Annotated in this window: 15 protein-coding genes and 1 pseudogene; 6 read left to right on the plus strand and 10 right to left on the minus strand. The window is 46.1% G+C overall.

The annotated features are described in order from the left end of the window. Positions 1-1,119: 1,119 nt before the first annotated feature. From ltrA (ACIDITHRIX25_RS85805) to ACIDITHRIX25_RS85815, 3 genes are read left to right on the plus strand one after another with little or no spacing between them, the layout of a single operon-like run. The gene (ltrA, locus tag ACIDITHRIX25_RS85805) at positions 1,120-2,052 is read left to right on the plus strand and encodes a group II intron reverse transcriptase/maturase (RefSeq protein WP_201733663.1); all 933 of its coding nucleotides are present in this window, start codon (positions 1,120-1,122) and stop codon (positions 2,050-2,052) included. Positions 2,053-2,081: 29 nt separating this feature from the next. Then, a complete protein-coding gene (locus ACIDITHRIX25_RS85810) occupies positions 2,082-3,023 on the plus strand; it encodes an IS1595-like element ISAxf1 family transposase (RefSeq protein ID WP_052604138.1) in 942 nt (313 codons plus the stop codon). Between the two features lie 5 nt (positions 3,024-3,028). Then, positions 3,029-3,436: a group II intron maturase-specific domain-containing protein gene (locus ACIDITHRIX25_RS85815; RefSeq protein ID WP_201733664.1), complete on the plus strand. Its 408-nt coding sequence runs from the start codon at positions 3,029-3,031 to the stop codon at positions 3,434-3,436. Between the two features lie 116 nt (positions 3,437-3,552). Here the strand turns inward: ACIDITHRIX25_RS85815 and ACIDITHRIX25_RS85820 are convergent, their stop codons facing one another. The 4 genes and pseudogenes from ACIDITHRIX25_RS85820 to ACIDITHRIX25_RS85835 form a co-directional block, all read right to left on the minus strand. Next, positions 3,553-6,000, minus strand: coding sequence for an IS1634 family transposase (locus ACIDITHRIX25_RS85820; protein WP_201733665.1), 2,448 nt, complete (start codon positions 5,998-6,000; stop codon positions 3,553-3,555). Between the two features lie 240 nt (positions 6,001-6,240). Next, positions 6,241-7,482, minus strand: a complete 1,242-nt coding sequence (ltrA, locus tag ACIDITHRIX25_RS85825; protein WP_201732520.1) for a group II intron reverse transcriptase/maturase — start codon at positions 7,480-7,482, stop codon at positions 6,241-6,243. A gap of 735 nt (positions 7,483-8,217) precedes the next feature. After that, complete coding sequence (ltrA, locus tag ACIDITHRIX25_RS85830; protein WP_201732343.1) at positions 8,218-9,486, minus strand: group II intron reverse transcriptase/maturase; 1,269 nt, start codon at positions 9,484-9,486, stop codon at positions 8,218-8,220. Positions 9,487-10,097: 611 nt separating this feature from the next. Beyond that, positions 10,098-11,111, minus strand: a pseudogene (locus tag ACIDITHRIX25_RS85835) (IS1595 family transposase). Positions 11,112-11,756: 645 nt separating this feature from the next. Between ACIDITHRIX25_RS85835 and ACIDITHRIX25_RS85840 the strand changes: the two are divergent. Next, positions 11,757-15,218 (plus strand): indolepyruvate ferredoxin oxidoreductase family protein, encoded by a 3,462-nt coding sequence (locus tag ACIDITHRIX25_RS85840; RefSeq protein WP_201733666.1) that lies wholly within the window; start codon positions 11,757-11,759, stop codon positions 15,216-15,218. Between the two features lie 656 nt (positions 15,219-15,874). On the opposite strand, the gene ACIDITHRIX25_RS85845 is transcribed toward ACIDITHRIX25_RS85840, so the two are convergent. The 4 genes from ACIDITHRIX25_RS85845 to trxA all read right to left on the minus strand — a co-directional run bounded on the left by ACIDITHRIX25_RS85845 (position 15,875) and on the right by trxA (position 19,724). Beyond that, on the minus strand, positions 15,875-16,720 hold the full coding sequence (locus tag ACIDITHRIX25_RS85845) for a crotonase/enoyl-CoA hydratase family protein (RefSeq protein ID WP_201733667.1): 846 nt from the start codon (positions 16,718-16,720) through the stop codon (positions 15,875-15,877). Positions 16,721-16,985: 265 nt separating this feature from the next. After that, positions 16,986-18,029 carry a DNA polymerase III subunit delta gene (holA, locus tag ACIDITHRIX25_RS85850; RefSeq protein ID WP_152626131.1) on the minus strand — a complete coding sequence of 348 codons (1,044 nt, stop codon included), beginning with the start codon at positions 18,027-18,029 and terminating at the stop codon, positions 16,986-16,988. A 49-nt stretch (positions 18,030-18,078) separates the two neighbouring features. Then, positions 18,079-18,930, minus strand: coding sequence for a dihydropteroate synthase (gene folP / locus ACIDITHRIX25_RS85855; RefSeq protein ID WP_201733668.1), 852 nt, complete (start codon positions 18,928-18,930; stop codon positions 18,079-18,081). A gap of 83 nt (positions 18,931-19,013) precedes the next feature. Continuing rightward, a complete protein-coding gene (gene trxA / locus ACIDITHRIX25_RS85860; RefSeq protein WP_201733669.1) occupies positions 19,014-19,724 on the minus strand; it encodes a thioredoxin in 711 nt (236 codons plus the stop codon). A gap of 120 nt (positions 19,725-19,844) precedes the next feature. On the opposite strand from trxA, the gene ACIDITHRIX25_RS85865 reads away from it, so the two are divergent. Further along, positions 19,845-20,873 (plus strand): phosphotransferase family protein, encoded by a 1,029-nt coding sequence (locus ACIDITHRIX25_RS85865; protein ID WP_052606734.1) that lies wholly within the window; start codon positions 19,845-19,847, stop codon positions 20,871-20,873. Positions 20,874-21,181: 308 nt separating this feature from the next. Here ACIDITHRIX25_RS85865 and ACIDITHRIX25_RS85870 read toward each other — a convergent pair whose 3' ends face one another. Then, the gene (locus ACIDITHRIX25_RS85870; RefSeq protein ID WP_213333501.1) at positions 21,182-21,481 is read right to left on the minus strand and encodes an antibiotic biosynthesis monooxygenase family protein; all 300 of its coding nucleotides are present in this window, start codon (positions 21,479-21,481) and stop codon (positions 21,182-21,184) included. A 455-nt stretch (positions 21,482-21,936) separates the two neighbouring features. On the opposite strand from ACIDITHRIX25_RS85870, the gene ACIDITHRIX25_RS85875 reads away from it, so the two are divergent. Then, entirely contained in the window at positions 21,937-22,551 is a 615-nt protein-coding gene (locus tag ACIDITHRIX25_RS85875) for an HAD family hydrolase (RefSeq protein WP_201733671.1), read from the plus strand. A gap of 483 nt (positions 22,552-23,034) precedes the next feature. On the opposite strand, the gene leuS is transcribed toward ACIDITHRIX25_RS85875, so the two are convergent. Beyond that, positions 23,035-25,545: a leucine--tRNA ligase gene (gene leuS, locus ACIDITHRIX25_RS85880; RefSeq protein WP_201733672.1), complete on the minus strand. Its 2,511-nt coding sequence runs from the start codon at positions 25,543-25,545 to the stop codon at positions 23,035-23,037. Positions 25,546-25,867 lie beyond the last annotated feature (322 nt).

Here is a 25,867-nt window from a genome sequence, read left to right on the forward strand (position 1 = left end):
TACTACTTTAATGTATCATCCCAGCTAGTCGCCTAGATACAATTTCATACGCACCCTTCGAAATAGGGATCGAATGTAGTTATCTCGTAACGAAACACCAAGAAATGACCTTGATAAAACCGATCCTCCCCAACCGGATAAGATCAAGAAATCAAGCCTCCTTCTTGCACCATTGACAAATCCGCCTAGCGTATCTTTGAGGGAACTCTACAGTCAAATCCAAGGTTTTGGTAGGATCAAACTGTTCTATCACAAATAACATTTCGCTCGCATCTACGAATTGAATTAGAGCTCATCTAAGCTGGAAAATCTATTTAAAAAAACTAACCGCGGCATGGGTATAAGAGTTAATAGAGCCCTTGCCTCTAGGGGTATATGGGGTCGTTCCGTCATCCTATCGCAAGTCAAATGGCTAAAGCTAAGAGTTCATACACTATAGCTGTGGCAATAATCGCCAGAGATGGACCCCAAAAGCCACTAGCCCTACTTTCGGCGTGCGTCATGAATGAAAGAGGTTGTAAATCATGTAGAAGCTGATAACAATCACACTGCAATGCTACATAGATGATGGAGGTAGGCCCTCCGGGATCGCCTTTTGGGAGGAGATTCCAAACCACCGTACGGGGCATTAGCTAAAGACTGTTGTCCAAAGCGGTACGGAAAAGTTAGAGCAATGACTCTTTCAGGTATGAGTTAAGAAGACGAGTGAAAACAAACCACTGACGAAGCGTTCGAAATTGGTATGGATGATGTCGAAACCGAGGGACGTCGAACTTTCGGGACAACTTGGAGACTAACCCAATTAGTGCTCCTTGGGCATCCGGCGTGTAGGTGGCGTGAGCTTAACATCAGGCGTTTATGTGGAACATGAGAACCCAGTCCTAGACGTTCTTGGCTAAGCCCACATGGGCTAAGCCCAAAGATGAGGAAAAACCTACAAGTTGCAGATCAACAAGAGGGAAAGTACCAAATGCCTATGGATTGGGGGCGGACCATCCCGTAGTAGCTACGAAGTCCTTGTAATGAGGATGGAGCCAAGGGGATGGAGTAAACAGCAGATCTAGTTGTAATTGGCAAATGAACAACTTCTCAAGGTAAAAGTTGAGGGGGAGGGATCAAATGACAAGACCACGACAAGAAAAAGCTTTTGATATCGACAAGTACGTCGTACTTAAAGCATACAAAGAGGCAAAAGCCAATCGAGGAGCACCAGGGATTGATAAGCAGTCCATCTCAGTCTTTGAGATGGATCTAAAGAACAATCTCTACCAACTCTGGAATCGAATGGCTTCTGGAAGTTATTTTCCAGCGGCAACTAGATATGTCGAGATAGACAAGTCAGATGGCGGTAAAAGAATCCTAGGTATTCCAACCGTCAAAGATCGCATCGCCCAAGGGGTAGCTAAAGCCTACATAGAGCCAAGATTGGAAGAGGTCTTCCACGAAGACTCCTATGGTTACAGGCCGAATCGCTCAGCCCATGATGCCATTGAAAAAGCACGCAAGAGATGTTGGAAGTACGATTGGGTCATTGATCTAGATATCAAGGCCTTCTTCGACACAATAGATCATGAACTGCTGCTAAAAGCTGTCTCTATGCACGTATCAGAGCCATGGATAATTCTCTACATCAAACGTTGGTTGAAAGCTCCAATGCAAAACAAAGATGGACAACTAATAGATCGAGAGCAAGGATTACCCCAAGGCGGGGTGATTTCTCCGATTTTGGCGAATCTGTTCTTACATTACGCTTTTGACAAATGGATGGTAAAGAACTTCCCGGATGCCCCGTTTGAACGATACGCGGATGACCTTTTGGTACATGTGAAAACAAAGAAACGAGCCGAAGAGATCCTAGAGGCTATAGGTCAGAGAATGACGCAGGTCAAGTTGGAGTTACATCCACAAAAGACCAAAATCGTCTATTGTAAGGACTCCAACCGTAAAGGAGAGTTCGAACAAATACGCTTTGACTTTCTAGGATTTACCTTCATACTTATCAAGTTTCGTAAGTTTCGCCTCCACCGAGACCAGATTGGAGCTAATCTTTAGTAGAACAGATGTTCGATTAAGGAGGCATGGTGGATATCTCAGGCTTTATGGTACGCTTCGCTTCAGAGGAAGCATGTGAAGATCATTTGATCAAATTGCGGTGGAAAGAGGGATTTAGATGCCCAAAGTGTGACTCTGACCAGTTTACCTTAATCAGGCCAAACCATCGAAGAAATGCAGCATCTCGAGCTCCACTTTTTCAATGTAAATCTTGTCACCGTCAAACTAGCGTTACCTCCGGAACCATCTTCCATCGAAGCCATATCTCTTTATCCAAGTGGTTCTCCGCTATCTATCTATTGTCCAACGACAAGCGTGGTCTTTCGGCTACTACCATTGCTAAATTCGTTCAAGTATCTTATTCGACTGGCTGGTTGATGCTAAATAAGCTACGAAAAGCAATGGCTGACCGAAATGGTTTATATAAACTTGGAGGAAACGTCCAGGTAGATGAGTTCTTTTTAGGTGGTGAGAGCCATGGCGAAGGCAGAAGAGGAAAGGGAACAAAACAAACCAATGTCCTAATTGGAGTGTCGATTAGCAATGGTGCTCCTACTCATTGCTTCATGGAAGTAATCAAAGATACCACTGCTAAATCATTCAAAGATGTTTTTGTGAGACGTTTAGATTCCGATACCAAGCTGATAAGTGATGGTAACCCAAGTTACGGGGTATGTGCTCGAGACCTTGGACTAGCGCATTCGATCACTCTATCCAAAGACGAACAAGCACATGTAACATTCAAATGGCTCAACATCCTGATAGGGAACTGCAAGAAATTTATCGACGGAACATACCACGGACGTGAGGAACATAAGCAACTTTACCTCGAGGAATTCGCATACCGATTCAACCGAAGGCACTTTGAAATGTCCTTGGTAGAGCGACTTCTCAATACATGTGTGTTTGCGTCTCCACATCCGCTACTCCGCGAATCTGATTCCAAAATGGCTCTTGCTTACGAAACTTGATAAGTATGTTTACCTTTGCACCACGCTACGCCCGCAATAAGTTCAAGCAGCAGTTTAACAACTTCCTGCCAGCGGCTTCAGATAAAGCGGTAGAAGAAATGGGCAGAGAACTTAGGCGGTTTCGTATTCACCTCCAAACAGGCCAAACCATAGCCGAACTCGCCAGGCTTTACAACCCGGTGATCTTAGGCTGGATCAACTACTATGGACGCTTCTACAAATCCAGATTAGGCCAACTCCTCCGACGTATCAATATCTATTTGATTAGATGGGCACGCAAAAAGTACAGGCGACTTAGCATACGAGCAAATGCTTGGAAATACCTATCTCAAATAGCCGAACGTGAACCCAATCTTTGGGCTCACTGGTCATTTGGGGTAATACCAAAAGTCGGTTCGCTAGGAGCCGTGTGAATTGAGAGGTTCACGCACGGTTCTGTGAGAGCGGGGAGGGGAAGTTCCTCCCCGCCACTCGACAACCACCCCATGAAAGCCCAGGTCATGACCATATTGGTGTCTGGATTTGGGCACTACAGTTGAGCAATCACCTTCTTGGTTCGAGCTAGGGTATCTACTACTCCAAGAATAGAGTAGATCTCTTTTTGGGTAGAGTTTGGAGTAGAGGAGATACGAAGGTTATGTAGACGTTTGTTATCATCTAACATCGTTACGTTCAAGCGGCTATGGGTAGACACTTGAGCAAGAATGCTGTGAACACTTCTTTTGTCACCGGCTTGAGATAAGCTAAGTGCAATTGCTCCATAGAGGTGATAAGCAACTACCGAGATAAATAGATGAGCAGCGGTACGACTAGCTAGTTGGTAATAGATCGGTCTCATCCCAAGATTGCTCTTTAGGGCTTTGAATGCATCCTCTACCTTTGTTAGGGTCATATAGAGCTTCCAGATCTCTTCTGGTTCTAGATCGTTCCTATTGGTCTCAATCACATATGCACCATAGAGAGTCTCAGCTGCTTCTTTTACTTTTGGTTTCTCGGTCAAAACCAGCTCTTTGACTTTTTGGTCATCGCCAGTTATGGCATCTATCTCATAGCGACGTGCAATAGAGCGATGCTCTTGCTTTAGCTTTCCTATTCTTGAAGCCACAGTTGTGGCATTGGAATATTGACCACGCTTAACTGAGTCAGCTAGTTTGTCAAATGCACTTTGGAACTTAGTTTGCATACCTATAGCAATTGCCTCTTCTTTATCCCTGCGACGCTCTGAGATACATAGGATCTGCTTTATCTTGTTGTCCATTGAGTCACTTGCGTATGGTTGAGCGCCATTGGAGTGGTTGGCTTGGGGTTCATTGCTCTGGGAGTGCTTGGCCTGTGGACCGCCAACTTGTGGAGCAGTATCCATCGAATCGATACCGAGGGACTCGCCGCCAAGTGAATGGTTAGCTTGTGGATGAGCGCTGAGTGATCCAGCATCGATGAAATCAACACGCATCGACTCACTGCCCATCGACTCGATGCCCATCGACTCACTGCCTTGTAGATGAACAACTATTTGCTCAGAATCCACCTCAGCACCCAGGTTACCACCCGACTCAGCAGCTTCTCCCTCGGCACCCGACTCAGCAGCTTCTCCCTCGGCACCCGACTCAGCAGCTTCTCCCTCGGCACCCGACTCAGCAGCTTCTCCCTCGGCACCCGACTCAGCAGCTTCTCCCTCGGCACCCGACTCAGCAGCTTCTCCCTCGGCACCCGACTCGGCAACTTCTCCCTCGGCACCCGACTCGGCAACTTCTACCTCGGCACCCGACTCGGCAGCTTCTCCCTCGGCACCCAGGTCAGCACCCGCCTCGGCAGCTTCTCCCTTGTCATCCATCTCACCACCCAGGTCATCACCCAGTTCTTTGATGTAGATGCTCTCATTGGAGGAGTTCTTGATCTCTAAGAAGGTATCTTTTCCTTGGCGTAGTTCAGCTAGATAGTGTCTAGCTGCATTAGCGCGTGTAATTACCAGATAGCTAAGACCATAGGACTCAATCAGTGCGATGTTGTCATAAGTTGCTATCCCTCTATCCATGATAACCGTTGGGAGATCTTCGCTAAAGAGTCCCTGTCTTAGGTGACTAGAGATACTAGATAAGACATCACCAAGGGTTTCAGGCTCTGACTGATTACCGGGATATATGTGGCTATAGATCGGTAGTCCACGATCATCCACCAAAAGGGCAAGACTTACTAAAGTACAGTCGAAGCGCTTCTCTTTGAAGTGGCCATATTGGGCTAGATCATTACCAAGTGTTCGTCCCTCAAAATAGGCATTGGTAAGATCAAATAAAAAGAGACGCTTATTAGTTGGGTAAAGCTCATTCTCGGCTTTGATAAGTGCCATCTCGATTGAGTCTTTGGCTTCGTAGATAGCATCAGCTATCTCATAAATAGCATCTTTACCGATATTGCTAAGGTCTTGGTCTACCAATTCATAGAGTGCAGAGTCCTCTTTTAGGAAGCGATGTGTTTCAAGATCAGAAGAAGGAGCAACCAAACGAGCACATATTACAGCTTTAGCAATTGCTGTCTCTTTTTCACTAAGGCCACACCGTAGTAGTTGCTCTTTGATCTTCAATCTGTCATAGAAGCTACTAGCTATTAGTTCAGGACCTAAGCGCCTAATATCAGATGCCTCTAGAGATGATGTATTGACATTTAGGAACTCGGCATCTTTTGTGATTACTTCACGATCAGAGCGAAGTGTTTGAGTAACAGAAAAGCTAGATAGAACTTTATCGGCGATTGACTTTAGTTCTAGATCACCTTCAAACAAAGACTCAGAGCCAGCTAGTCTCATCGTCAATATCTGAGCTAGCTTCTTGTAGTCCTTAGGATCGATCTCAAGTCGTCCTAGATCCATAACTATCTCTTGGCGTACTTTATCTCCTTCGCGATAAGACCTAACTAACTGATGCTTTATATATTTAGTTCCAGTTGCCTTATTCTTAGTGGTCTTCTCGCGAATGAACATATAACAAGTATACCAGATGAATTACCTTGTAGGTCAATATTCGCAGCTAACTCTCAGCTTAGGGCACTACATTCGCCACTTGAGAAAACCGAACTTCATCTACCAGCATCTCCAAATAGGGGTTACCCCTAAATAGGGGCTAAAAGGGGGCTTAAACGGGGTCTTGGGGGAAATTCAGTCGAGTGGCGGGGAGGAACTTCCCCTCCCCGCTCTCACAGAACCGTGCGTGAACCTCTCAATTCACACGGCTCCTAGCGAACCGACTTTTGGTATTACCCCAAATGACCAGTGAGCCCAAAGATTGGGTTCACGTTCGGCTATTTGAGATAGGTATTTCCAAGCATTTGCTCGTATGCTAAGTCGCCTGTACTTTTTGCGTGCCCATCTAATCAAATAGATATTGATACGTCGGAGGAGTTGGCCTAATCTGGATTTGTAGAAGCGTCCATAGTAGTTGATCCAGCCTAAGATCACCGGGTTGTAAAGCCTGGCGAGTTCGGCTATGGTTTGGCCTGTTTGGAGGTGAATACGAAACCGCCTAAGTTCTCTGCCCATTTCTTCTACCGCTTTATCTGAAGCCGCTGGCAGGAAGTTGTTAAACTGCTGCTTGAACTTATTGCGGGCGTAGCGTGGTGCAAAGGTAAATCCTAGAAAGTCAAAGCGTATTTGTTCGAACTCTCCTTTACGGTTGGAGTCCTTACAATAGACGATTTTGGTCTTTTGTGGATGTAACTCCAACTTGACCTGCGTCATTCTCTGACCTATAGCCTCTAGGATCTCTTCGGCTCGTTTCTTTGTTTCCACATGTACCAAAAGGTCATCCGCGTATCGTTCAAACGGGGCATAGGGTAAGTTCTTTACCATCCATTTGTCAAAAGCGTAATGTAAGAACAGATTCGCCAAAATCGGAGAAATCACCCCGCCTTGGGGTAATCCTTGCTCTCGATCTATTAGTTGTCCATCTTTGTTTTGCATTGGAGCTTTCAACCAACGTTTGATGTAGAGAATTATCCATGGCTCTGATACGTGCATAGAGACAGCTTTTAGCAGCAGTTCATGATCTATTGTGTCGAAGAAGGCCTTGATATCTAGATCAATGACCCAATCGTACTTCCAACATCTCTTGCGTGCTTTTTCAATGGCATCATGGGCTGAGCGATTCGGCCTGTAACCATAGGAGTCTTCGTGGAAGACCTCTTCCAATCTTGGCTCTATGTAGGCTTTAGCTACCCCTTGGGCGATGCGATCTTTGACGGTTGGAATACCTAGGATTCTTTTACCGCCATCTGACTTGTCTATCTCGACATATCTAGTTGCCGCTGGAAAATAACTTCCAGAAGCCATTCGATTCCAGAGTTGGTAGAGATTGTTCTTTAGATCCATCTCAAAGACTGAGATGGACTGCTTATCAATCCCTGGTGCTCCTCGATTGGCTTTTGCCTCTTTGTATGCTTTAAGTACGACGTACTTGTCTTTTGTCAAAAGCTTTTTCTTGTCGTGGTCTTGACATTTGATCCCTCCCCCTCAACTTTTACCTTGAGAAGTTGTTCATTTGCCAATTACAACTAGATCTGCTGTTTACTCCATCTCTTTGGCTTACATCCTCATTACAAGGACTTCGTAGCTACTACGGGATGGTCCGCCCCCAATCCATAGGCATTTGGTACTTTCCCTCTTGTTGATCTGCAACTTGTAGGTTTTTCCTCATCTTTGGGCTTAGCCCATGTAGGTTTTTCCTCATCATTGGGCTTAGCCAAGAACGTCTAGGACTGGGTTCTCATGTTCCACATAAACGCCTGATGTTAAGCTCACGCCACCTACACGCCGGATGCCCAAGGAGCACTAATTGGGTTAGTCTCCAAGTTGTCCCGAAAGTTCGACGTCCCTCGGTTTCGACATCATCCATACCAATTTCGAACGCTTCGTCAGTGGTTTGTTTTCACTCGTCTTCTTAACTCATACCTGAAAGAGTCATTGCTCTAACTTTTCCGTACCGCTTTGGACAACAGTCTTTAGCTAATGCCCCGTACGGTGGTTTGGAATCTCCTCCCAAAAGGCGATCCCGGAGGGCCTACCTCCATCATCTATGTAGCATTGCAGTGTGATTGTTATCAGCTTCTACATGATTTACAACCTCTTTCATTCATGACGCACGTCGAGTGGCGGGGAGGAACTTCCCCTCCCCGCTCTCACAGAACCGTGCGTGAACCTCTCAATTCACACGGCTCCTAGCGAACCGACTTTTGGTATTACCCCAAATGACCAGTGAGCCCAAAGATTGGGTTCACGTTCGGCTATTTGAGATAGGTATTTCCAAGCATTTGCTCGTATGCTAAGTCGCCTGTACTTTTTGCGTGCCCATCTAATCAAATAGATATTGATACGTCGGAGGAGTTGGCCTAATCTGGATTTGTAGAAGCGTCCATAGTAGTTGATCCAGCCTAAGATCACCGGGTTGTAAAGCCTGGCGAGTTCGGCTATGGTTTGGCCTGTTTGGAGGTGAATACGAAACCGCCTAAGTTCTCTGCCCATTTCTTCTACCGCTTTATCTGAAGCCGCTGGCAGGAAGTTGTTAAACTGCTGCTTGAACTTATTGCGGGCGTAGCGTGGTGCAAAGGTAAATCCTAGAAAGTCAAAGCGTATTTGTTCGAACTCTCCTTTACGGTTGGAGTCCTTACAATAGACGATTTTGGTCTTTTGTGGATGTAACTCCAACTTGACCTGCGTCATTCTCTGACCTATAGCCTCTAGGATCTCTTCGGCTCGTTTCTTTGTTTCCACATGTACCAAAAGGTCATCCGCGTATCGTTCAAACGGGGCATAGGGTAAGTTCTTTACCATCCATTTGTCAAAAGCGTAATGTAAGAACAGATTCGCCAAAATCGGAGAAATCACCCCGCCTTGGGGTAATCCTTGCTCTCGATCTATTAGTTGTCCATCTTTGTTTTGCATTGGAGCTTTCAACCAACGTTTGATGTAGAGAATTATCCATGGCTCTGATACGTGCATAGAGACAGCTTTTAGCAGCAGTTCATGATCTATTGTGTCGAAGAAGGCCTTGATATCTAGATCAATGACCCAATCGTACTTCCAACATCTCTTGCGTGCTTTTTCAATGGCATCATGGGCTGAGCGATTCGGCCTGTAACCATAGGAGTCTTCGTGGAAGACCTCTTCCAATCTTGGCTCTATGTAGGCTTTAGCTACCCCTTGGGCGATGCGATCTTTGACGGTTGGAATACCTAGGATTCTTTTACCGCCATCTGACTTGTCTATCTCGACATATCTAGTTGCCGCTGGAAAATAACTTCCAGAAGCCATTCGATTCCAGAGTTGGTAGAGATTGTTCTTTAGATCCATCTCAAAGACTGAGATGGACTGCTTATCAATCCCTGGTGCTCCTCGATTGGCTTTTGCCTCTTTGTATGCTTTAAGTACGACGTACTTGTCGATATCAAAAGCTTTTTCTTGTCGTGGTCTTGACATTTGATCCCTCCCCCTCAACTTTTACCTTGAGAAGTTGTTCATTTGCCAATTACAACTAGATCTGCTGTTTACTCCATCTCTTTGGCTTACATCCTCATTACAAGGACTTCGTAGCTACTACGGGATGGTCCGCCCCCAATCCATAGGCATTTGGTACTTTCCCTCTTGTTGATCTGCAACTTGTAGGTTTTTCCTCATCTTTGGGCTTAGCCCATGTGGGCTTAGCCAAGAACGTCTAGGACTGGGTTCTCATGTTCCACATAAACGCCTGATGTTAAGCTCACGCCACCTACACGCCGGATGCCCAAGGAGCACTAATTGGGTTAGTCTCCAAGTTGTCCCGAAAGTTCGACGTCCCTCGGTTTCGACATCATCCATACCAATTTCGAACGCTTCGTCAGTGGTTTGTTTTCACTCGTCTTCTTAACTCATACCTGAAAGAGTCATTGCTCTAACTTTTCCGTACCGCTTTGGACAACAGTCTTTAGCTAATGCCCCGTACGGTGGTTTGGAATCTCCTCCCAAAAGGCGATCCCGGAGGGCCTACCTCCATCATCTATGTAGCATTGCAGTGTGATTGTTATCAGCTTCTACATGATTTACAACCTCTTTCATTCATGACGCACGTCGAAACTGGGGCTAGTTTCGCTAGCAAAAACCATTTTGGAGTCAAATTCTCGGAGTAGCGGATGTGGAGACGCAAACACACATGTATTGAGAAGTCGCTCGACCAATGACATTTCAAAGTGCCTTGCGTTGAATCGGTATGCGAATTCCTCGAGGCATAAGTTGCTTATGTTCCTCATCTCCGTGGTATGTTCCGTCGATAAATTTCTTGCAGTTCCCAATTTAGGATCTTGAGCCATTTGAATGTTACATGTGCTTGTTCGTCTTTGGATAGAGTGAACCAGTGCGCTAGTCCAAGGTCTTTCAGCACATACCCGTAACTTGGGTTACCATCACTTATCAGCTTGGTATTAGAATCTCAACGTCTCACAAAAACATCTTTGGGTGATTTAGCAGTGGTATCTTTGATTACTTCCATGAAGCAATGAGTAGGAGCACCATTGCTAATCGATATTCAAATTAGGACATTGGTTTGGGTCGTTGCTTTTCCTCTTTAGCCTTCGCCATGGCTCTCACCACCTAAAAAGAACTCATCTACCTGTACATTTCCTCCAAGGTTGTATAAGCCATTACGCTCAGCCATTACGCTCAGCCATTACGCTCATCCATTACGCTCAGCCATTGCCTTAGGTAGCTTATTTAGCATCAACCAGCCAGTCGAATAAGATACTTCAACGAATTTAGCAAGGGCTCTGATGGCTGGGGGAGGTAGTAGCTGAAAGACCACGCTTGTCGTTGGACAATAGATAGATAGCGGAGAACCACTTGGATAAAGAGATATGGCTTCGATGGAAGATGGTTCCGGAGGTAACGCTAGTTTGGCGGTGAAAAGATTTACATTGAAAAAGTGGAGCTCGAGACGCTGCATTTCTTGAAATGATTTGGCCTTACTAAAGTAAATTGATCGAAGTCACACTTTGGACATCTAAATCCCTCATAGCATAAGCAATTTGATCAAATGATCTTCACATGCTTCTTGCGACGCGGAAGCGTACCATAAAGCCTGAGATATCTACCTAGACAGCTTTATTGAACATCTGTTCTACTAAGGATTAGCTCCAATCTGGTCTCGGTGGAGGCGAAACTTACGAAAGTTGATAAGTAGGTTTATGTAGCATTGCAGTGTGGCTGTTATCAGCTTGTAGGTGATTTACAACCTCTTTCATTCATGACGCACCAAGGAACTTCCCAATAGGGACACTAGCAGATAGCAAAAATAGCTAGGCCATGGGTGGTGCCTAGGGCTGTCTTGGAGTCAAAAAGCCAGCGAATCTGGCTTTCATCATACGAATTTTGCCCCAGGAGGCAAGTTCACTGCGACTAATCACACTAAGATTGCCTTAAACCTACAAAGTTAAAAATATACGCCAGGTTAAACGCTTACCCAAAGTCGTTCGGATAGAAACGATAGTCGAATCTAAGTAATTTCGACTTTGGATTCGATGCGCTAGCTTGGGCTATAGGGTTAACTTTACGGAATAAGATTTCGCTAGGAGCAGTCAAGAAGGGGTGGGGTCGAGACAATTGTCAACTGTTGTATTTCCAAATGGAATGGAAATGGACGAAGAGATCTGTTTGAAACTCGATAGATACCCCATATACCATCTTTGCCAACTCATCGATAGCCAAAGCATGGAGACGTTATGACCAATGCAGTTCAAACCAAATTCCAATCGCTCTCGGACCGCTACTCCCTGCAAACGGGATGGGTTCCGCTCTCTGGCATTCAGGGAATAATTAGAGCCCTCATAGAGATTCGAAGATACGATATCAAAAACGGTCTCAACACTTCAGCCTTCGTCAGTGGCTATCAGGGCTCACCGCTAGGCGGATTAGATACCGAACTATTGCGCGCTCATAAATCCATCGACAACCTCGGAATTGTCTTTCAACCTGGCCTAAACGAAGAGTTGGGTGCGACGTCGATAACAGGGACCCAGCTGCTAGCTTTGAATCGATCATCAAGCGTAAGCGGCGTAACTGGTATCTGGTATGGTAAGAGCCCCGGTGTGGATCGAGCTAGCGATGCGATAAGACACGGCAATCTCATCGGAGCCTCATCAAAAGGCGGAGTATTAGTATTAGCCGGGGATGATCCAGCAGCGAAATCCTCTACAGTTCCGGGTTCGTCGGACGCCACTTTAGCGGCTATGGGTCTTCCAGTTCTATTTCCTGGGAACACCCACGACCTGATCGGCCTAGCTCTCCATGGCATAGCACTCTCTCGCGCAAGTGGACTATGGAGCGGCTTCAAAGTCGTCACCAAAGTCGCGGACTCTACAGGTATATTCCCGGTAGGGGCCGACTTCAATCCGATTATCCCGACTCTCGACTATCGGGGCACCCCGTACCACCACATACCTGATGCGGAACTCCTTGGTGCCCACCTTTTGGAGTTAGAGGAGCGTCTCCTTGGGATCCGATTAGATATCGCCAAAGAGTACATCTACCAAAATAAGTTGAATCCAACCACCAGATCTTCAAATGCACGCCTTGGAATCGTAGCCGTTGGAACTGTCTATCATGACCTCTTGACGGCGCTTGCAAACCTAGGCATAGCCGATTCTGACGACATTGCAATAAAGAAAATGATGGTCACATACCCGCTGGATGAACGTGATATCATCGAATTTGCCAATGGACTTGAAGAGATTCTGGTCATCGAAGAGAAACCAGCCTTTGTCGAGCGACAAATCAAAGAGATACTTTATGGCCGCGCGCAAGCGCCCATCATCACAGGCAAAAAAGACGACCGGAACAATGCCCTTGTTCCCTCCCATGGTGCACTTGAATCCGACGATATCGCCAAAATTGTAGGTCGACGCTACCTTAGCCGTCACCGAACAGAGTCAATTACCAAATACTTAGACAAACTAACCAAGATTGATTCGAGAGAGCTTCTCCAAGTAGAGCAAAGAACTCCGTTTTTTTGTTCAGGATGCCCTCATAACACATCTACCCGCACCGAGGACTCAAACATAGTCGGCGCTGGAATTGGATGTCATACTCTTATCCTTCTCAACCCAAGAGGCAGAGGAGAGATTACCGGAGTTACTCAAATGGGAGGAGAGGGAGCCCAATTCATCGGAATGGCTCCATACCTTCCCGGCAAGCACTTCATTCAAAACATGGGAGATGGCACATTCCACCACAGCGGCTCCTTGGCCATTAGAGCCGCTGTCGCAGCCAAAATCCCCGTCACCTACAAGATCCTATACAACGACGCGGTAGCAATGACAGGGGGCCAGCGCGTCGAAGGACAACTAACAATTCCCGAGATGATCGAATCGCTCTATCTCGAGGGCGTATCAAAAGTGGTGGTTACAACTGACAATCGGGAAGCTTACGACGGCGTTAACCTGCCAAGAGGTACTGCCGTTTTTGATCGAGGGCAGCTAGATAAGGTCCAAAGCGACCTATCAAAGATCAATGGTGTTAGCGTAATCATTCACGATCAACTCTGCGCGATAGAAAAGCGCAGGCGTAGACGACAAGGGACCCTCGATGCTCCGAAGACTCTCATCGTTATAAATGAACGAACATGCGAAGGGTGTGGAGACTGTGGCGACAAATCCAATTGTCTCTCGGTCGAACCGGTTCTAACTGAATTCGGAAGAAAGACCAGAATCAACCAAGGCTCATGTAGCTCTGATCAGACGTGTCTTCAAGGCGATTGTCCTTCGTTTATGACAATTCCAAACGGCCCCAAATCACACAAGCCCATTGCGCTACCCAATGTCGATCTCGTGAAACCAAATCTCAAAGACTTCCGGGGGGCGACCAATATACGTCTAGTGGGAATTGGGGGGACTGGGGTTGTAACCCTGGCCGCGATCATTGAAGTTGCCTGCATTCTGGATGGAAAGTATTCTCGTGGGCTAGACCAAACCGGACTTTCGCAAAAAGCAGGACCGGTCATATCCGATATAGTGATCTCCTCCATTTACGAGGAGGGTTCAGCTCCATTGACATCGGGAGGAGCCGATTTGATCCTAGGATTCGACCTCATCGGCACCGCTGCCACCAAAAATCTAAAGGTGGCAGATCGAGACCGAACCATTGCCATCGTCTCTAGTTCGGTAATTCCCACCGGACGTCAAGTAACGGATGTAAAGCACGCTAAAACTCCCGACTCTAGCGCCATAGAGATGATAAACGAGTTCACCAACAGTGAGTCAAATCGATTTATTCCAGCTCAGGAACTCTCCGATATCTTATTCTTAGACCAAATACCGGCAAATGTAATTATCTTTGGTGCAGCTTGGCAGCTTGGACTTATTCCATTAAGCCTCGAAGCTATCGATGGTGCATTCAAACTCAACGGGGCGAACCTAAAGACGAATAAAGACGCCTTTGCATGGGGACGGATCGCAATAACCCATCCCGACAAGATCTCTGAATTGATTGATCCGATGTCAGCTAGAAATCAGCCGACACATAAGACCCTCACCTTAGTAAAAGAGGCACTCCCGATCAACGAACAGTCTTTGGTCGAAACTGTAGCAATTCGATACGAAGATTTGATTCGCTTTCAAAATAAAAAACTAGCCAAAAACTATCTCTCATCTGTGGTCACCTTTGCCAAGTCGGCCTGTTCTAAATTTGATAATCCAACCAAAGTGATCGATGAATTTACAAGAGGTCTCTACAAATTCACCGCCTATAAGGATGAGTACGAAGTGGCGAGACTGCATCTTGAATGGGTCGCCTCTCAAAACTACAGCGAATCCCCTACGATTCTGTTACATCCGCCGATTCTGCGTTCATTAGGGATGAAAAACAAGATCAAACTCAACAAGAGTGCGGCAGTAGCTATGCCAATTTTAGCGAGATGTAAAGTGCTCCGAGGAGGAAAACTTGACGTCTTTGGTAAGACTCCGATTCGAAAAGAAGAAGCCAAGTTAGCACTTGAATACCGAGAAACCATCACCAACGCACTGGATATCGTAAGCGCGGCTGACTATGCACTATTTCTAGAGCTAGTAATGCTATATGACAAGGTTCGTGGTTACGAAGAGATCAAACTAGCAAACCTCGACCGATATCGTGCTCGTGTTAGAGAGATCCAGGATACGTTGGCTCAAAGTAAAGTGTCAAAAGCATAGCCAGGCATCTCTAGCTCAATAGTAAAAGTATTGAGTTGAAGTCTAGGTCAACTTATCGACTCGACAATTCTTTACAACACCATGAATAGTCGAGGTATTTGAATCCAAGACAGACCTTCTAAAGGACCATGCATCGATTATGAAACGAGAGTTAAACCAATTAGGAACTTACTATCGTCGCTGTAGCAACTCTGAATCTTTGGGATCGCAGAATCAATCTAAAGATTCAGAGTTGGAGATCCGCGCGACATTTGATCCAACATGACCCAATTAGAGGCCAGATCAATTGAAAACATCCTCAAAACAACTACTGCACTTGGACGACAGGACGAAGATCTATAAAATTAACTTTCTACAGCTTTCACCCTAGATGGGGGTGGCTCTCAGGGATCATCCATTCCATGAAAGCAAGTGGCCACCTAGCGAACATTCTAACCATCGCCGATACCGATAATAAAAATAAGTTGATAGCACAGACAAACCAAAATTCCATAGATCGTGCCAATGACCAGTGTACCGCTATGGAAATAACTCCAAAAGGAGCCTACCCTGGTAAAATACTGACTAGATACCATCGGAAACTATCCTGAAATAGCCATCACAATCAAATCGAATTGATCAACTATAAACCTGTATTAAAGTGGCTTTTAGTACTATCAAAATTCATCGAGTTTAGGAATCAAATCTGGCACATCAACTGAGACTAAATCCATGAAATTGGGCTCACGCTTTTGAAGGAAAGATTCGATCCCCTCGTATGCATCGCCCGAACGACCCCTCGAGACCATCGCCTTTGAATCTAAGCGATGAGCATCCATTGGACTTCCTGCGCCCATCATCGTCCAAAGCATCTGTCGCGCCAATGCCACTGATACCGGCGAAGTTCCTAATGTCATTTGGTTAGCACGCTCAAGCGCCCTATCTATCAAAAGGTCCGGCTCAATGACCTCCGACACCAAATTCCCCGCCAGAGCCTCTTGGGCGTCGAAAACCCTACCACTCAAAACCCAATCCAGCGCTTGGGAGATTCCGACTATCCGAGGTAGAAACCAACTCGATGCAGCCTCTGGTATCACTCCACGGCGAGTAAAAACGAATCCAAACTTAGCCTTCGTTGATGCAATCCTTAGGTCCATCGGGAGGGTCATGGTTACCCCAATTCCAACCGCTGGACCATTTATAGCTCCTACGATGGGCTTTTTAGATTGAAAGATCGCCAGCGACACCTTTCCTCCGGTATCTCGCGTTTTACCGTTTGAGCGTGCTTCATCTTTTGAATAATCAAACGTTTTTCCCCCGCCAACAAGATCAGCGCCTGCGCAGAACCCTCGCCCTGCTCCAGTCACCACCACAGAACGAATGGCATCATCATTGTTTACTTGGTCAAAAGTTTCAATAAGTTCGTATGCCATAGTCTTGGTGAAGGCATTCAGCCGCTCAGACCTATTCAAAGTGATGAGCCCAACTTTTCCTACAACCTCAAAAATGATCTCGCTAGCCACGCCCGCCCCTTGTTTGATTAAAATGTCTCACACAAATTCTTATTCCAACTCAAACACTAGCCAAAAGATCACATGAGATGGTCCAAAGCGCCAAAAGCTAAAACAAATCTGCTAATTCGCCTCACGAAAGTACCCAGAGGGGCAAAGCTAATACTTATAGCTCTGTTTTTGGACGATCTTTCTAACAATGGCCTAGCCAAAGCACCTTATCGTGGGCCAAGTTGTCATCGATCACAACCAAAAGAGAAAAACTAGTTGCATCTACCTATCGGCGAGAGGAAGATTGATTCCGCCGGCCAAAAAGATTGGTCAATCGCGCAACTAAAAGCTCAAGAGCAAATCGATCTGAAATGCCATCGAGTCCTTTCATTCGCCCCTCAGTCTCTGCACAATACTCCAGTGCTTTCAAAACGTCATCGTAGGTAAGCACAGAAGCGGCGCTCGCTAACTTCTTCGCGGGAAAATCGTTTTTCTTTCTCATTCCGCTTGCTACTAAGGCCCGATTGATTTCGTCGACTGAGTAATTTAAAAGTCCGTGTACCGCCGCGATCTCAATGATTCTCCGCGAGATGGTGGTATATACCAGAAGAGGATGGATCCGGCTATCGTCTATAAACCGACGCAACTCTCCCAGCACCTTTGATTCAGAATTAGCCCGTGCCTCTTCAATGGCAGAGGTCAAAAGATAAAGTGGCTGAGATCCAGCCCGGTTCAAATACGGCTCAATCTCCTCGACTCCTAGCCTAGATCCGCTCCCAAAAGTCGCCTCTAAAACCTCTAGAAGCGATCGAACCCTAGCGACATCCTCGCCAAAGTGATTGGCAATCAAATTAGTCACACCGGCTTCAAATGACAAAGAAGACGATCGAATCTCGTTTTCAAGAAACGATCTCCGGTCCTTGGCATCTCCTAGTTTAAGATCTATCACCTGGCCGCAGGTGGTAATAGATTTCAAAAGCTTTGAATCTATAGTTCCGGTACTACTTGAGAGAACCAAATAATTATCGAACAATCGCTCTTCGGTTGCTTTGATCAAATATTGGCCAAGCATCTCTGTTAGCGAACTATCCAACGCATCAATGGATCGCAACGTCACTATCGCCCCGTCGCTAAACATATAGGCTTGACTCAATGCCATAACCACCTGAGAGCCCTCAACAGAAGACGACTCAAAGGTCACAACTTCAAGTTGCCCTTTTTTCTGTAATGATTCAATTGCCGCTGCCTCTCCATCTTGGACAAGGCGAGGATCGTTCCCTCTAATCAAGAAGATCCGCTTTTGGTGGTCTAAGCTTAGTTCGTTATCCATAGCATCTCTAGATCCAGGCTCAAGGGCCAAGCTAATATTATTATCGCCTTTAGAGAACTTGCCTCGACGGAGAAACCGAGTCGGCGATAGCCTCTGATATTTCGAGGGCGCGACGAGTTCCTTTGACGTCGTGAACTCGAAAGATTCTTGCTCCTTCTAGATACGCAATGATCGCAGACGAGATAGAACCAGGACCCCGTGCCGAAACGTCATACCCTAGCAGGCCACCTATAAAGTCCTTATTCGAAGCCGAAAGCAAAAGCGGAAAGCCAACATCGTCTATCAGTTCGCCAGTGCGAGCTAACAATTCGAGCGAATGAGCGGTCGTCTTACCAAGATCGAGCCCTGCGTCGATAACTATCGATTGACGGTCGACGCCACTAGAAATGGCATCGTTTACCTTTAATGTCAAAAATTCACAGACCTGGCCGTAGAGATCGTGATAAACGGGATCTGGGTCCGGAACTCTGGGCGCCAATCGAATATGAGTGGCTATGACTCCACAATCATGACGTGCGGCAACCTCCAAATATTTTGGGTCTCCAAAGCCGCTGATATCATTTCCACATACACCACCGACACTAAGCGCCTCATCTAAGACGATTGAGTTCCAAGTGTCGATGGAAACTGCAACATCGAAACGCTCCACCAAAGCTGAAACCGCCGGAACTACCCTATCAAGCTCCTCCTGCGTTGATATTGCAGGGCCAGCGCCTGCCTTTACTCCACCTACATCTAAGATCTCGGCACCACTTGAAACAAGCTCCTCAGCTCGCTCTAAAAATTTAGAAAATTCAAAGTAGGCACCCTTATCAAAAAAAGAGTCGGTCGTACGATTGAGAATTCCCATCACAAGGCCATGTGTTGCAATGTCAAATGTGTACTTGCCAAATCTAAGCATTCATACCACCGAAAAACAATTGTCTCGATTCCGCCCCAATCTGGTTTTATAGAAAGAAAGCGGCTCGAAGATGCTAAAAATCGTCAAAATAGACGAGCGGCCATCGCCCGACGATACTTGGTAGCTAGCTCCCTATCGGGCAAGACCTCGAGTAGATCGCGAAACTCTTGACGAGCGTCCTCATCATCTTTGACTAACTCTAAAAGGACTGTCAATCGCTCAGTAGCGTCAACCGACGAAAGCGCACCTTCACCTCCAAGGCGAGCCATTGCCTTTAAGCGAATTACATCCTCGCTCTCAGGAATTCTACTCAAGAGGCCGAGGGCTTCTTCGTTTTCTCCACGCTCAATAAGAATCGTAGACAACGCAATAATGGCTTTTTCATGACCCGGTTCGAGAGTTAGGGCCTCTCGTAGCGCCTCTTCGTCACCTGCCTGGACAAGTACATCGGCAGGCGACTGGTTTGCTTCTACCAACTTATCGACAAAAGCTCTAACCGTTGCCTCGGGCTGAGCGCCAACAAATCCATCGACAACCTTGCCATCTTTAATGGCATAGACAGCCGGTATGGACTGGACTTTAAACGCGCCTGCTATCTCTGGGTTCGCGTCAACGTCGATCTTTACAAGGGCAACGTCCCCATTTTTTTCATCTACTACTCGTTCAATAATTGGACCGAGAATCTTACAAGGATTACACCACTCTGCCCATAAATCCACAACGACAGGGACTGTCATTGAACGATTTATTACTTCGGCCTCAAAATTTGCATCTGTTACATCAATCGCACTCACATAACCAATACTAGCAGCGACGCCATTACGCCACCCATGAGAGTTTTATAGGTTGCTATTGACGATTTTTGTGGAATTGAGCCACATGTGCAGCCATAAGGGGTATAAGTTTTATGGGCAATGGAAGGCATCAACGAACCCGCAGTAACAAATTGGATCAAGTCGGCACTGCCAGACTTTGAGAGTCCCTACAACTACGAGCTCATCGCCGGAGGTAGGTCCAACCTTACCTTTGCAGTAACAGGGGCGACAGGAAAGAAGATCGTACTTCGTCGACCTCCAGTTTCACATGTCTTACCGACGGCTCACGACATGGAACGGGAATTTAGAATAATCTCCGCCCTAAAGCCAGTGGGATTTGAAGTTGCAACCCCCTTGGCGGTCTGCCATGACAAGGAGGTAAATGACTACCCTTTTTACCTAATGAGCTTCGTCGACGGCTACATATTGAAAGAGCCGGAGCTACTTTTAGAAAAATTTCCCAACCCAAATGATCGAAAAACAATCTCAGAGTCGGTCGTAGATACACTTGTAAAGCTACACAGTTATGATATCGACGAGATTGGCCTCGGAGACTTAGCGCGCAAAGAAGGATACATCGAGCGCCAACTCAAACGATGGTATAGCCAGTTCAGATCTAGTGCTTCTGAGATCGACCATAGCGTCCCCGAAGTTGACGAAATGTTTACTCGCCTCAGTGCAACAGTTCCAGAACAAAAACGCGCCGCCATAGTCCATGGGGACTATCGCCTTGACAACACCGCTGTTGGACAAGATGGCACAATTGCAGCGGTTCTAGATTGGGAGATCTGTACTTTAGGCGATCCATTGGCCGATATCGGACTTTTATTGGTCTACTGGACCGAACCGAGTGATACCAATCCACCACTGTCGTCGGTGACTTCTCTCGATGGATTCTACACAAGAGCCGAAATCGCACAGCGCTACGCTAATGCCGCAAAGGTAGACCTAGGGTTGATCAATTATTACGTATCCTTTGGTTATTGGAAGTTGGCCTGCATCCTCGAAGGCGTCTACTCCCGGTATGTCCAAGGAGCCCGTGGCGGCGATCGTAGCGAAATTACCGATTATGCAAAACAAGTAATGCTCTTGGCGCAATCAAGTTTCGCTGCCCTCGAGAAGTTTTAAACGCAAAGATGCAGCTGACTCTAGAGTCAGCTGCATCTTTGCGTTTCCATCTTGGTCCAAAAAGTACCAGATGAATAAGTACCCTGATGAATAAGCAATGGCATATTTGTGAACTTTGATGAAAAGAATTCATGCCACAGCGCAACGCTATTTGGCAATCCTAATAAGACCAAAACAACTCATAAAAACAAAAAGTCCGACGTCAAAGAAGCTGCCTGCCACGACTCGACGAATATTGGATTCACACAGGGGTTTCGAGATCGTCTTCAAATGATCAAGCGACTCCAACCCCAAATCACACCTATAGGTCAATTCCTGAGATCGGCCACGATTTCATACGAATCGGCTCCTGGGGCTTCCGATCCTGAAGAGCCGCCTCGATCTCCATGCGCCGCCCTAAAGGCGTCAGATTGACGCCAATTAATAAAATCCTCTTCGGATTCAAATTCCATAGTGGCCAAATAAGGAGATCCTTCCTTATTTGGTCTCATTAGACTCGCCCGAACAAGACCAACAACCTCTTTGAGGGTAGAATCCATCGAAGTCGAAAATCCCTTTTCAAAAGATTCACTAACGGGGGCGGCTATACGATTCACAACAAAATACATCTATACCTTCTCTAACAGATAAAGCAGTTCAAGCCGATAAACCTCCAGGGAACCTGGGAGTCCAATCCGTCGCTTAAAAATCAAACTATCAATGACCTACTTACCCTCTGAGCATAATTACTAATAACGATTTTCTCCAATAGATGATGTAGATACCACAGCTTTCGCCCAAAGTCCAAAAACCCAATCCTCACCGAAAATGCGACATTATGAAAAATAGGTCGCAGGGCAGCGGGGTCGCGGTCAAAGTGAACCAGCTCAAGATAACGCTAAAACGCCCGCACTCCCCCTTTGCGATCCAAAAATCAAAAGAAACCGTAATAGAAAAATGTAAAAGCCATTTATCTCAAAGCTGCGAAATCAATGCCGATTCGATGCCTGCTAGCGATATCCATTAGCCAGCGGTCTAGAGTTGCAATCGCGCAAAGGGAACGCTTTGGCCGTAAGATTTCTATGTGACAAAGAAACAAAACCCAAATGATATTGTAATTTTCGATCTAGGTGGGGTCCTTGGAGATTTCGGTGGAATAAATACACTTCATGAGATTGCCGATCTAAAGGACGATAACGAACTTTGGAATAAGTGGCTTACCTCAAATAGCGTGAGAGAATTTGAATCCGGCCGCTCCACATTTGATAAATTCGCTATTCAGATCACAAAAGAGTGGGAATTCACGATCACTGCGGATGAATTCAAATCACAATTCCTATCCTGGGTCAACGGACCGCTGGAGGGTTCCTTGGAACTTTTGAAATCGGTCAAGGAAAAGGTGCAAATAGGCTGCTTGAGCAATACCAACGAACCCCACTGGACTAACACGATATCAAAATGGGATTTCATCGAACTCTTCGATTTCCCCTTGCTATCATTTCAAATTGGCTTGCTAAAGCCAGACCCTGAGGTATTCGCGCACCTAACCCGGGTCACGAACCGTAACCCCCAGCAGATAATCTTCTTAGACGATAACCAAATGAACGTTGATGCCGCATTGGAATTCGGATTGAGGGCATACCAGGTAAATGCAATCGAGGGGTGTCAACGGGTTTTGAAGGAGATTGGGATCCTATAAATCGACTGAAATCGGTTCGCATTGGAAAAATAGCAATTCAATTTTTAATAAGATGCATCAGCAAATTGCGCAAATACATCCATTAATCTCAAAGACCACAAACACCACAACTTGTTTGGATCTTTTGTGGCTACTTCTCGATCGAACAAGATCCATTTAGGATACTCAGACTCGAAGGTTCAAGCCACTTAAAAATCTTGCCAGTTAAGAACCATATTGGCCTGATGGCTCTAGATGCGCTCAAAAAAAAGAGACTTCAGAGATACAAAAACTACTTCCAAACAGAAAGTAGAGTAAAAAGCTAAAAGGCCAATGGCGCGAGCGGTGGAAATAACTATTACCGACAACTCGATGGCTTAAATGTGAATTAACGAATCAAACGCCCCAAAGGTGTCATTGGGGCGTTTGATTGTTCTGAGTCAAATAGCTTCGCCCATCCAATACGCGAACTCGAGAATATCTCAATGATTCACGAAAAATGGACTAAGGAATCAAATTGATCAACTTTGGAAGTCTATAGACCACTCTTGATGCAGAGCCGTTAGCAAGGAATGATAAAACTTTTTGGCTGCCCATGCTGAGGGCAAGAGCCTCTTGCTCTGTAATAGATCCATCAACTTCGAACTTCTCTCGCACCTTCCCAGCAACCTGTACGACCAAGGTCTCTTTGACGCTAGAGAGCAGTGCCTGGTCAGGAGTTGGCCATTTCTGAAGATGCACGATCTCGCCATCATGGCGAATCGACCAAAGTTCAGCACAGATGTGCGGAGTCATAGGCGCTAAAAGTTTGATCAAGATATCGATCGCTTCGTCGACGCTTGAAGAATCTGCTCCGTTTGAGATCCCTTTATATATCTGGTTGCACAGCGACATAGCTCCCGATACAACTGTATTGTAGGACCAGCGCTCGTAGTCTATTGTTGCCTTTTCGATGATTCGATGGGTAAATTCTCTGAGCAATTTCGACTCTGAATCTTGAACCTTAGTGGGTACATATTCATTGACAGCGACGCGATAGACGCGCTTGAGAAAACGAGAGCAACCCTCTATCATCTCATCGGCTTGACCTGTCCAATCAAAGTCGTCGCCGGGAGGCCCAATAAAAAGATGAAAGAGCCTAAGTGCATCAGCACCCACTCCATCAAAATATTGCTCTGGAGAAATTAAATTACCCTTTGATTTGGACATTTTTGATCCGTCCATCCTGATCATCCCTTGGGTAAAAAGACGAGCAAAAGGTTCCTTTAGTGACTTTGGAACCAACGAAAGATCTGAAAGCGCACGCGTAAAAAACCTAGCGTACATAAGATGCAAAATCGCGTGTTCGATACCGCCGATATATTGATCAACCGGCATCCACTCTTCAAGTGCCGTCAGAGAAAATGGCTCTTTGGAATTGAACGAGTCACAAAATCTGAGAAAATACCATGACGAGTCGACGAAGGTATCCATTGTGTCTGTCTCTCGAGTTGCTGGACCCCCACACTTTGGACAGACAGCCTTTGAAAATATTGCATGGCGCGCCAATGGAGATTCGCCTGTTGGAAGAAACTCAACATCATCAGGAGCCAAAACCGGAAGATCATCCACTGGAACCGTTGAAGTGCCACACTTGTCACAATAAACGATCGGAATTGGACATCCCCAATATCTCTGTCTGGAGATCAACCAATCGCGCAACCGATATTGCGTAGAGGCAACACCTAAGTCACGCTCTTGCAACCAAGAGATCGCCTTAGATTTGGCCTCCTCGATGGAAAGTCCATTCAAAAATTCAGAGTTTATCTTCTCGCCGCTTCCGGTATAGGCATCGCCTTCAAAGCCCTCTGGTGGTGCCACGGTTCGAATAATAGGCAGATCGAAGACTTTGGCAAAGTCATAATCCCGTTGATCCTCACCAGGAACGGCCATGATTGCGCCGGTTCCATAAGTCATAAGCACGTAATCCGCAATATAAAGTGGGACCAATTTTCCGGTGAATGGATTCATTACCGAGCATCGGGTAAAGATTCCTCTCTTTGGTCGTTCGGAAGTAGTCGTGACCCTATCCACGTCAGAAAGGTTCTTCACCGATTGAACGAAATCCTGGATCTCTCGAGAATTCTGTTCACTTACAGAAAACTCGGGACTAACCACATTGTCAATCTTCCACTTTTCATCTTGGATCTTCGAAGACGTGATCAACTCGACAAACGGATGCTCAGGGGCGATAACGGCATAAGTCATGCCAAAGGAGGTATCAGGCCGGGTTGTGTAAACCTCAATCGAATAGTCAGACAGCCCTGCAACTTTGAGCTTCATCTTAGCGCCGACAGACCGACCGATCCAGTTACGCTGCATCGTTTTGACTCGCTCTGGCCAATCCAAACTGTCGAGGCCTTCAAGAAGATCATCGGCATAGGAAGTAATCCGAAAGAACCACTGCGAAAGGTTCTTACGTTCAACGATGTCACCGCTGCGATCACACGTACCGTCGGAATTCACTTGCTCATTTGCCAACACCGTTTGGCAACCTGGACACCAATTGACTGGGGCCTCTGCCTTGTAAGCAAGGCCCGCTTCATAAAGTCTGGCAAAGATAATCTGTGACCATTTAATCATCGATGGATCGTGACTCTTTGATTCACGTCGCCAATCAAAGACCGCTCCAAGGCGCTTTACGCTGGAACGAAGTTCGTCAATTCGTGCATCGGTATATTCCCTAGGATGAATCTTGGTCCTTATGGCAGCATTCTCTGCAGGAAGTCCAAACGAATCAAAGCCAAATGGCGAAAGGACGGCCTCGCCCTTCATTGTTCTAAAGCGAACATTTAGATCGCCGAAGGTATAGTTCTTAACATGGCCCTGATGCGCAGCACCCGATGGATAAGGATACATGCACAAGACATATGATCTTGGCCGGGTATCGTCCTCATCGACTTGGTAGATTCCCGATTCTTCCCAAATCCGTTGCCACTTACGCTCAACTTCTTGTACGTTATAAACCTCAGTCATTGACCCTCATGTCGTTACAAAATTACAACCATTCTAAACGGGGCGTCGTTAGAATACATTTTTGTGTGTCAAAAGTGTATTCTAACGATATAGGTTTCATTGATGGAAAATCACCCCATTGCTAGCGCCCGGGAGCTCCATACCCAGAGATTGCCTGAGGCCAAGAGGCAGCACCGACCTAGTGCAAGCTAGTATCGACACATTGGAACTGACCTATTGCCCTGTAAATGACCAAATCCGACCTTGCTAATTTTTGTCAAAGCTATGGCTCCACCTTTCACATTTACCACTCGGTCAGGGTGTCAGAAGGACAAAAGTTCAT

It is taken from the genome of Acidithrix sp. C25 (assembly GCF_904848545.2).

What these genes read in the sequence shown, in the direction of transcription:
- ltrA (WP_201733663.1), top strand. Translation starts at nt 1,120, where the DNA reads ATGACAAGACCACGACAAGAAAAAGCTTTTGATATCGACAAGTACGTC.
- ACIDITHRIX25_RS85815 (WP_201733664.1), top strand. Translation starts at nt 3,029, where the DNA reads ATGTTTACCTTTGCACCACGCTACGCCCGCAATAAGTTCAAGCAGCAG.
- ACIDITHRIX25_RS85820 (WP_201733665.1), bottom strand. Translation starts at nt 6,000, where the DNA reads ATGTTCATTCGCGAGAAGACCACTAAGAATAAGGCAACTGGAACTAAA.
- ltrA (WP_201732343.1), bottom strand. Translation starts at nt 9,486, where the DNA reads ATGTCAAGACCACGACAAGAAAAAGCTTTTGATATCGACAAGTACGTC.
- ACIDITHRIX25_RS85840 (WP_201733666.1), top strand. Translation starts at nt 11,757, where the DNA reads ATGACCAATGCAGTTCAAACCAAATTCCAATCGCTCTCGGACCGCTAC.
- holA (WP_152626131.1), bottom strand. Translation starts at nt 18,029, where the DNA reads ATGGATAACGAACTAAGCTTAGACCACCAAAAGCGGATCTTCTTGATT.
- folP (WP_201733668.1), bottom strand. Translation starts at nt 18,930, where the DNA reads ATGCTTAGATTTGGCAAGTACACATTTGACATTGCAACACATGGCCTT.
- ACIDITHRIX25_RS85865 (WP_052606734.1), top strand. Translation starts at nt 19,845, where the DNA reads ATGGAAGGCATCAACGAACCCGCAGTAACAAATTGGATCAAGTCGGCA.
- ACIDITHRIX25_RS85870 (WP_213333501.1), bottom strand. Translation starts at nt 21,481, where the DNA reads ATGTATTTTGTTGTGAATCGTATAGCCGCCCCCGTTAGTGAATCTTTT.
- leuS (WP_201733672.1), bottom strand. Translation starts at nt 25,545, where the DNA reads ATGACTGAGGTTTATAACGTACAAGAAGTTGAGCGTAAGTGGCAACGG.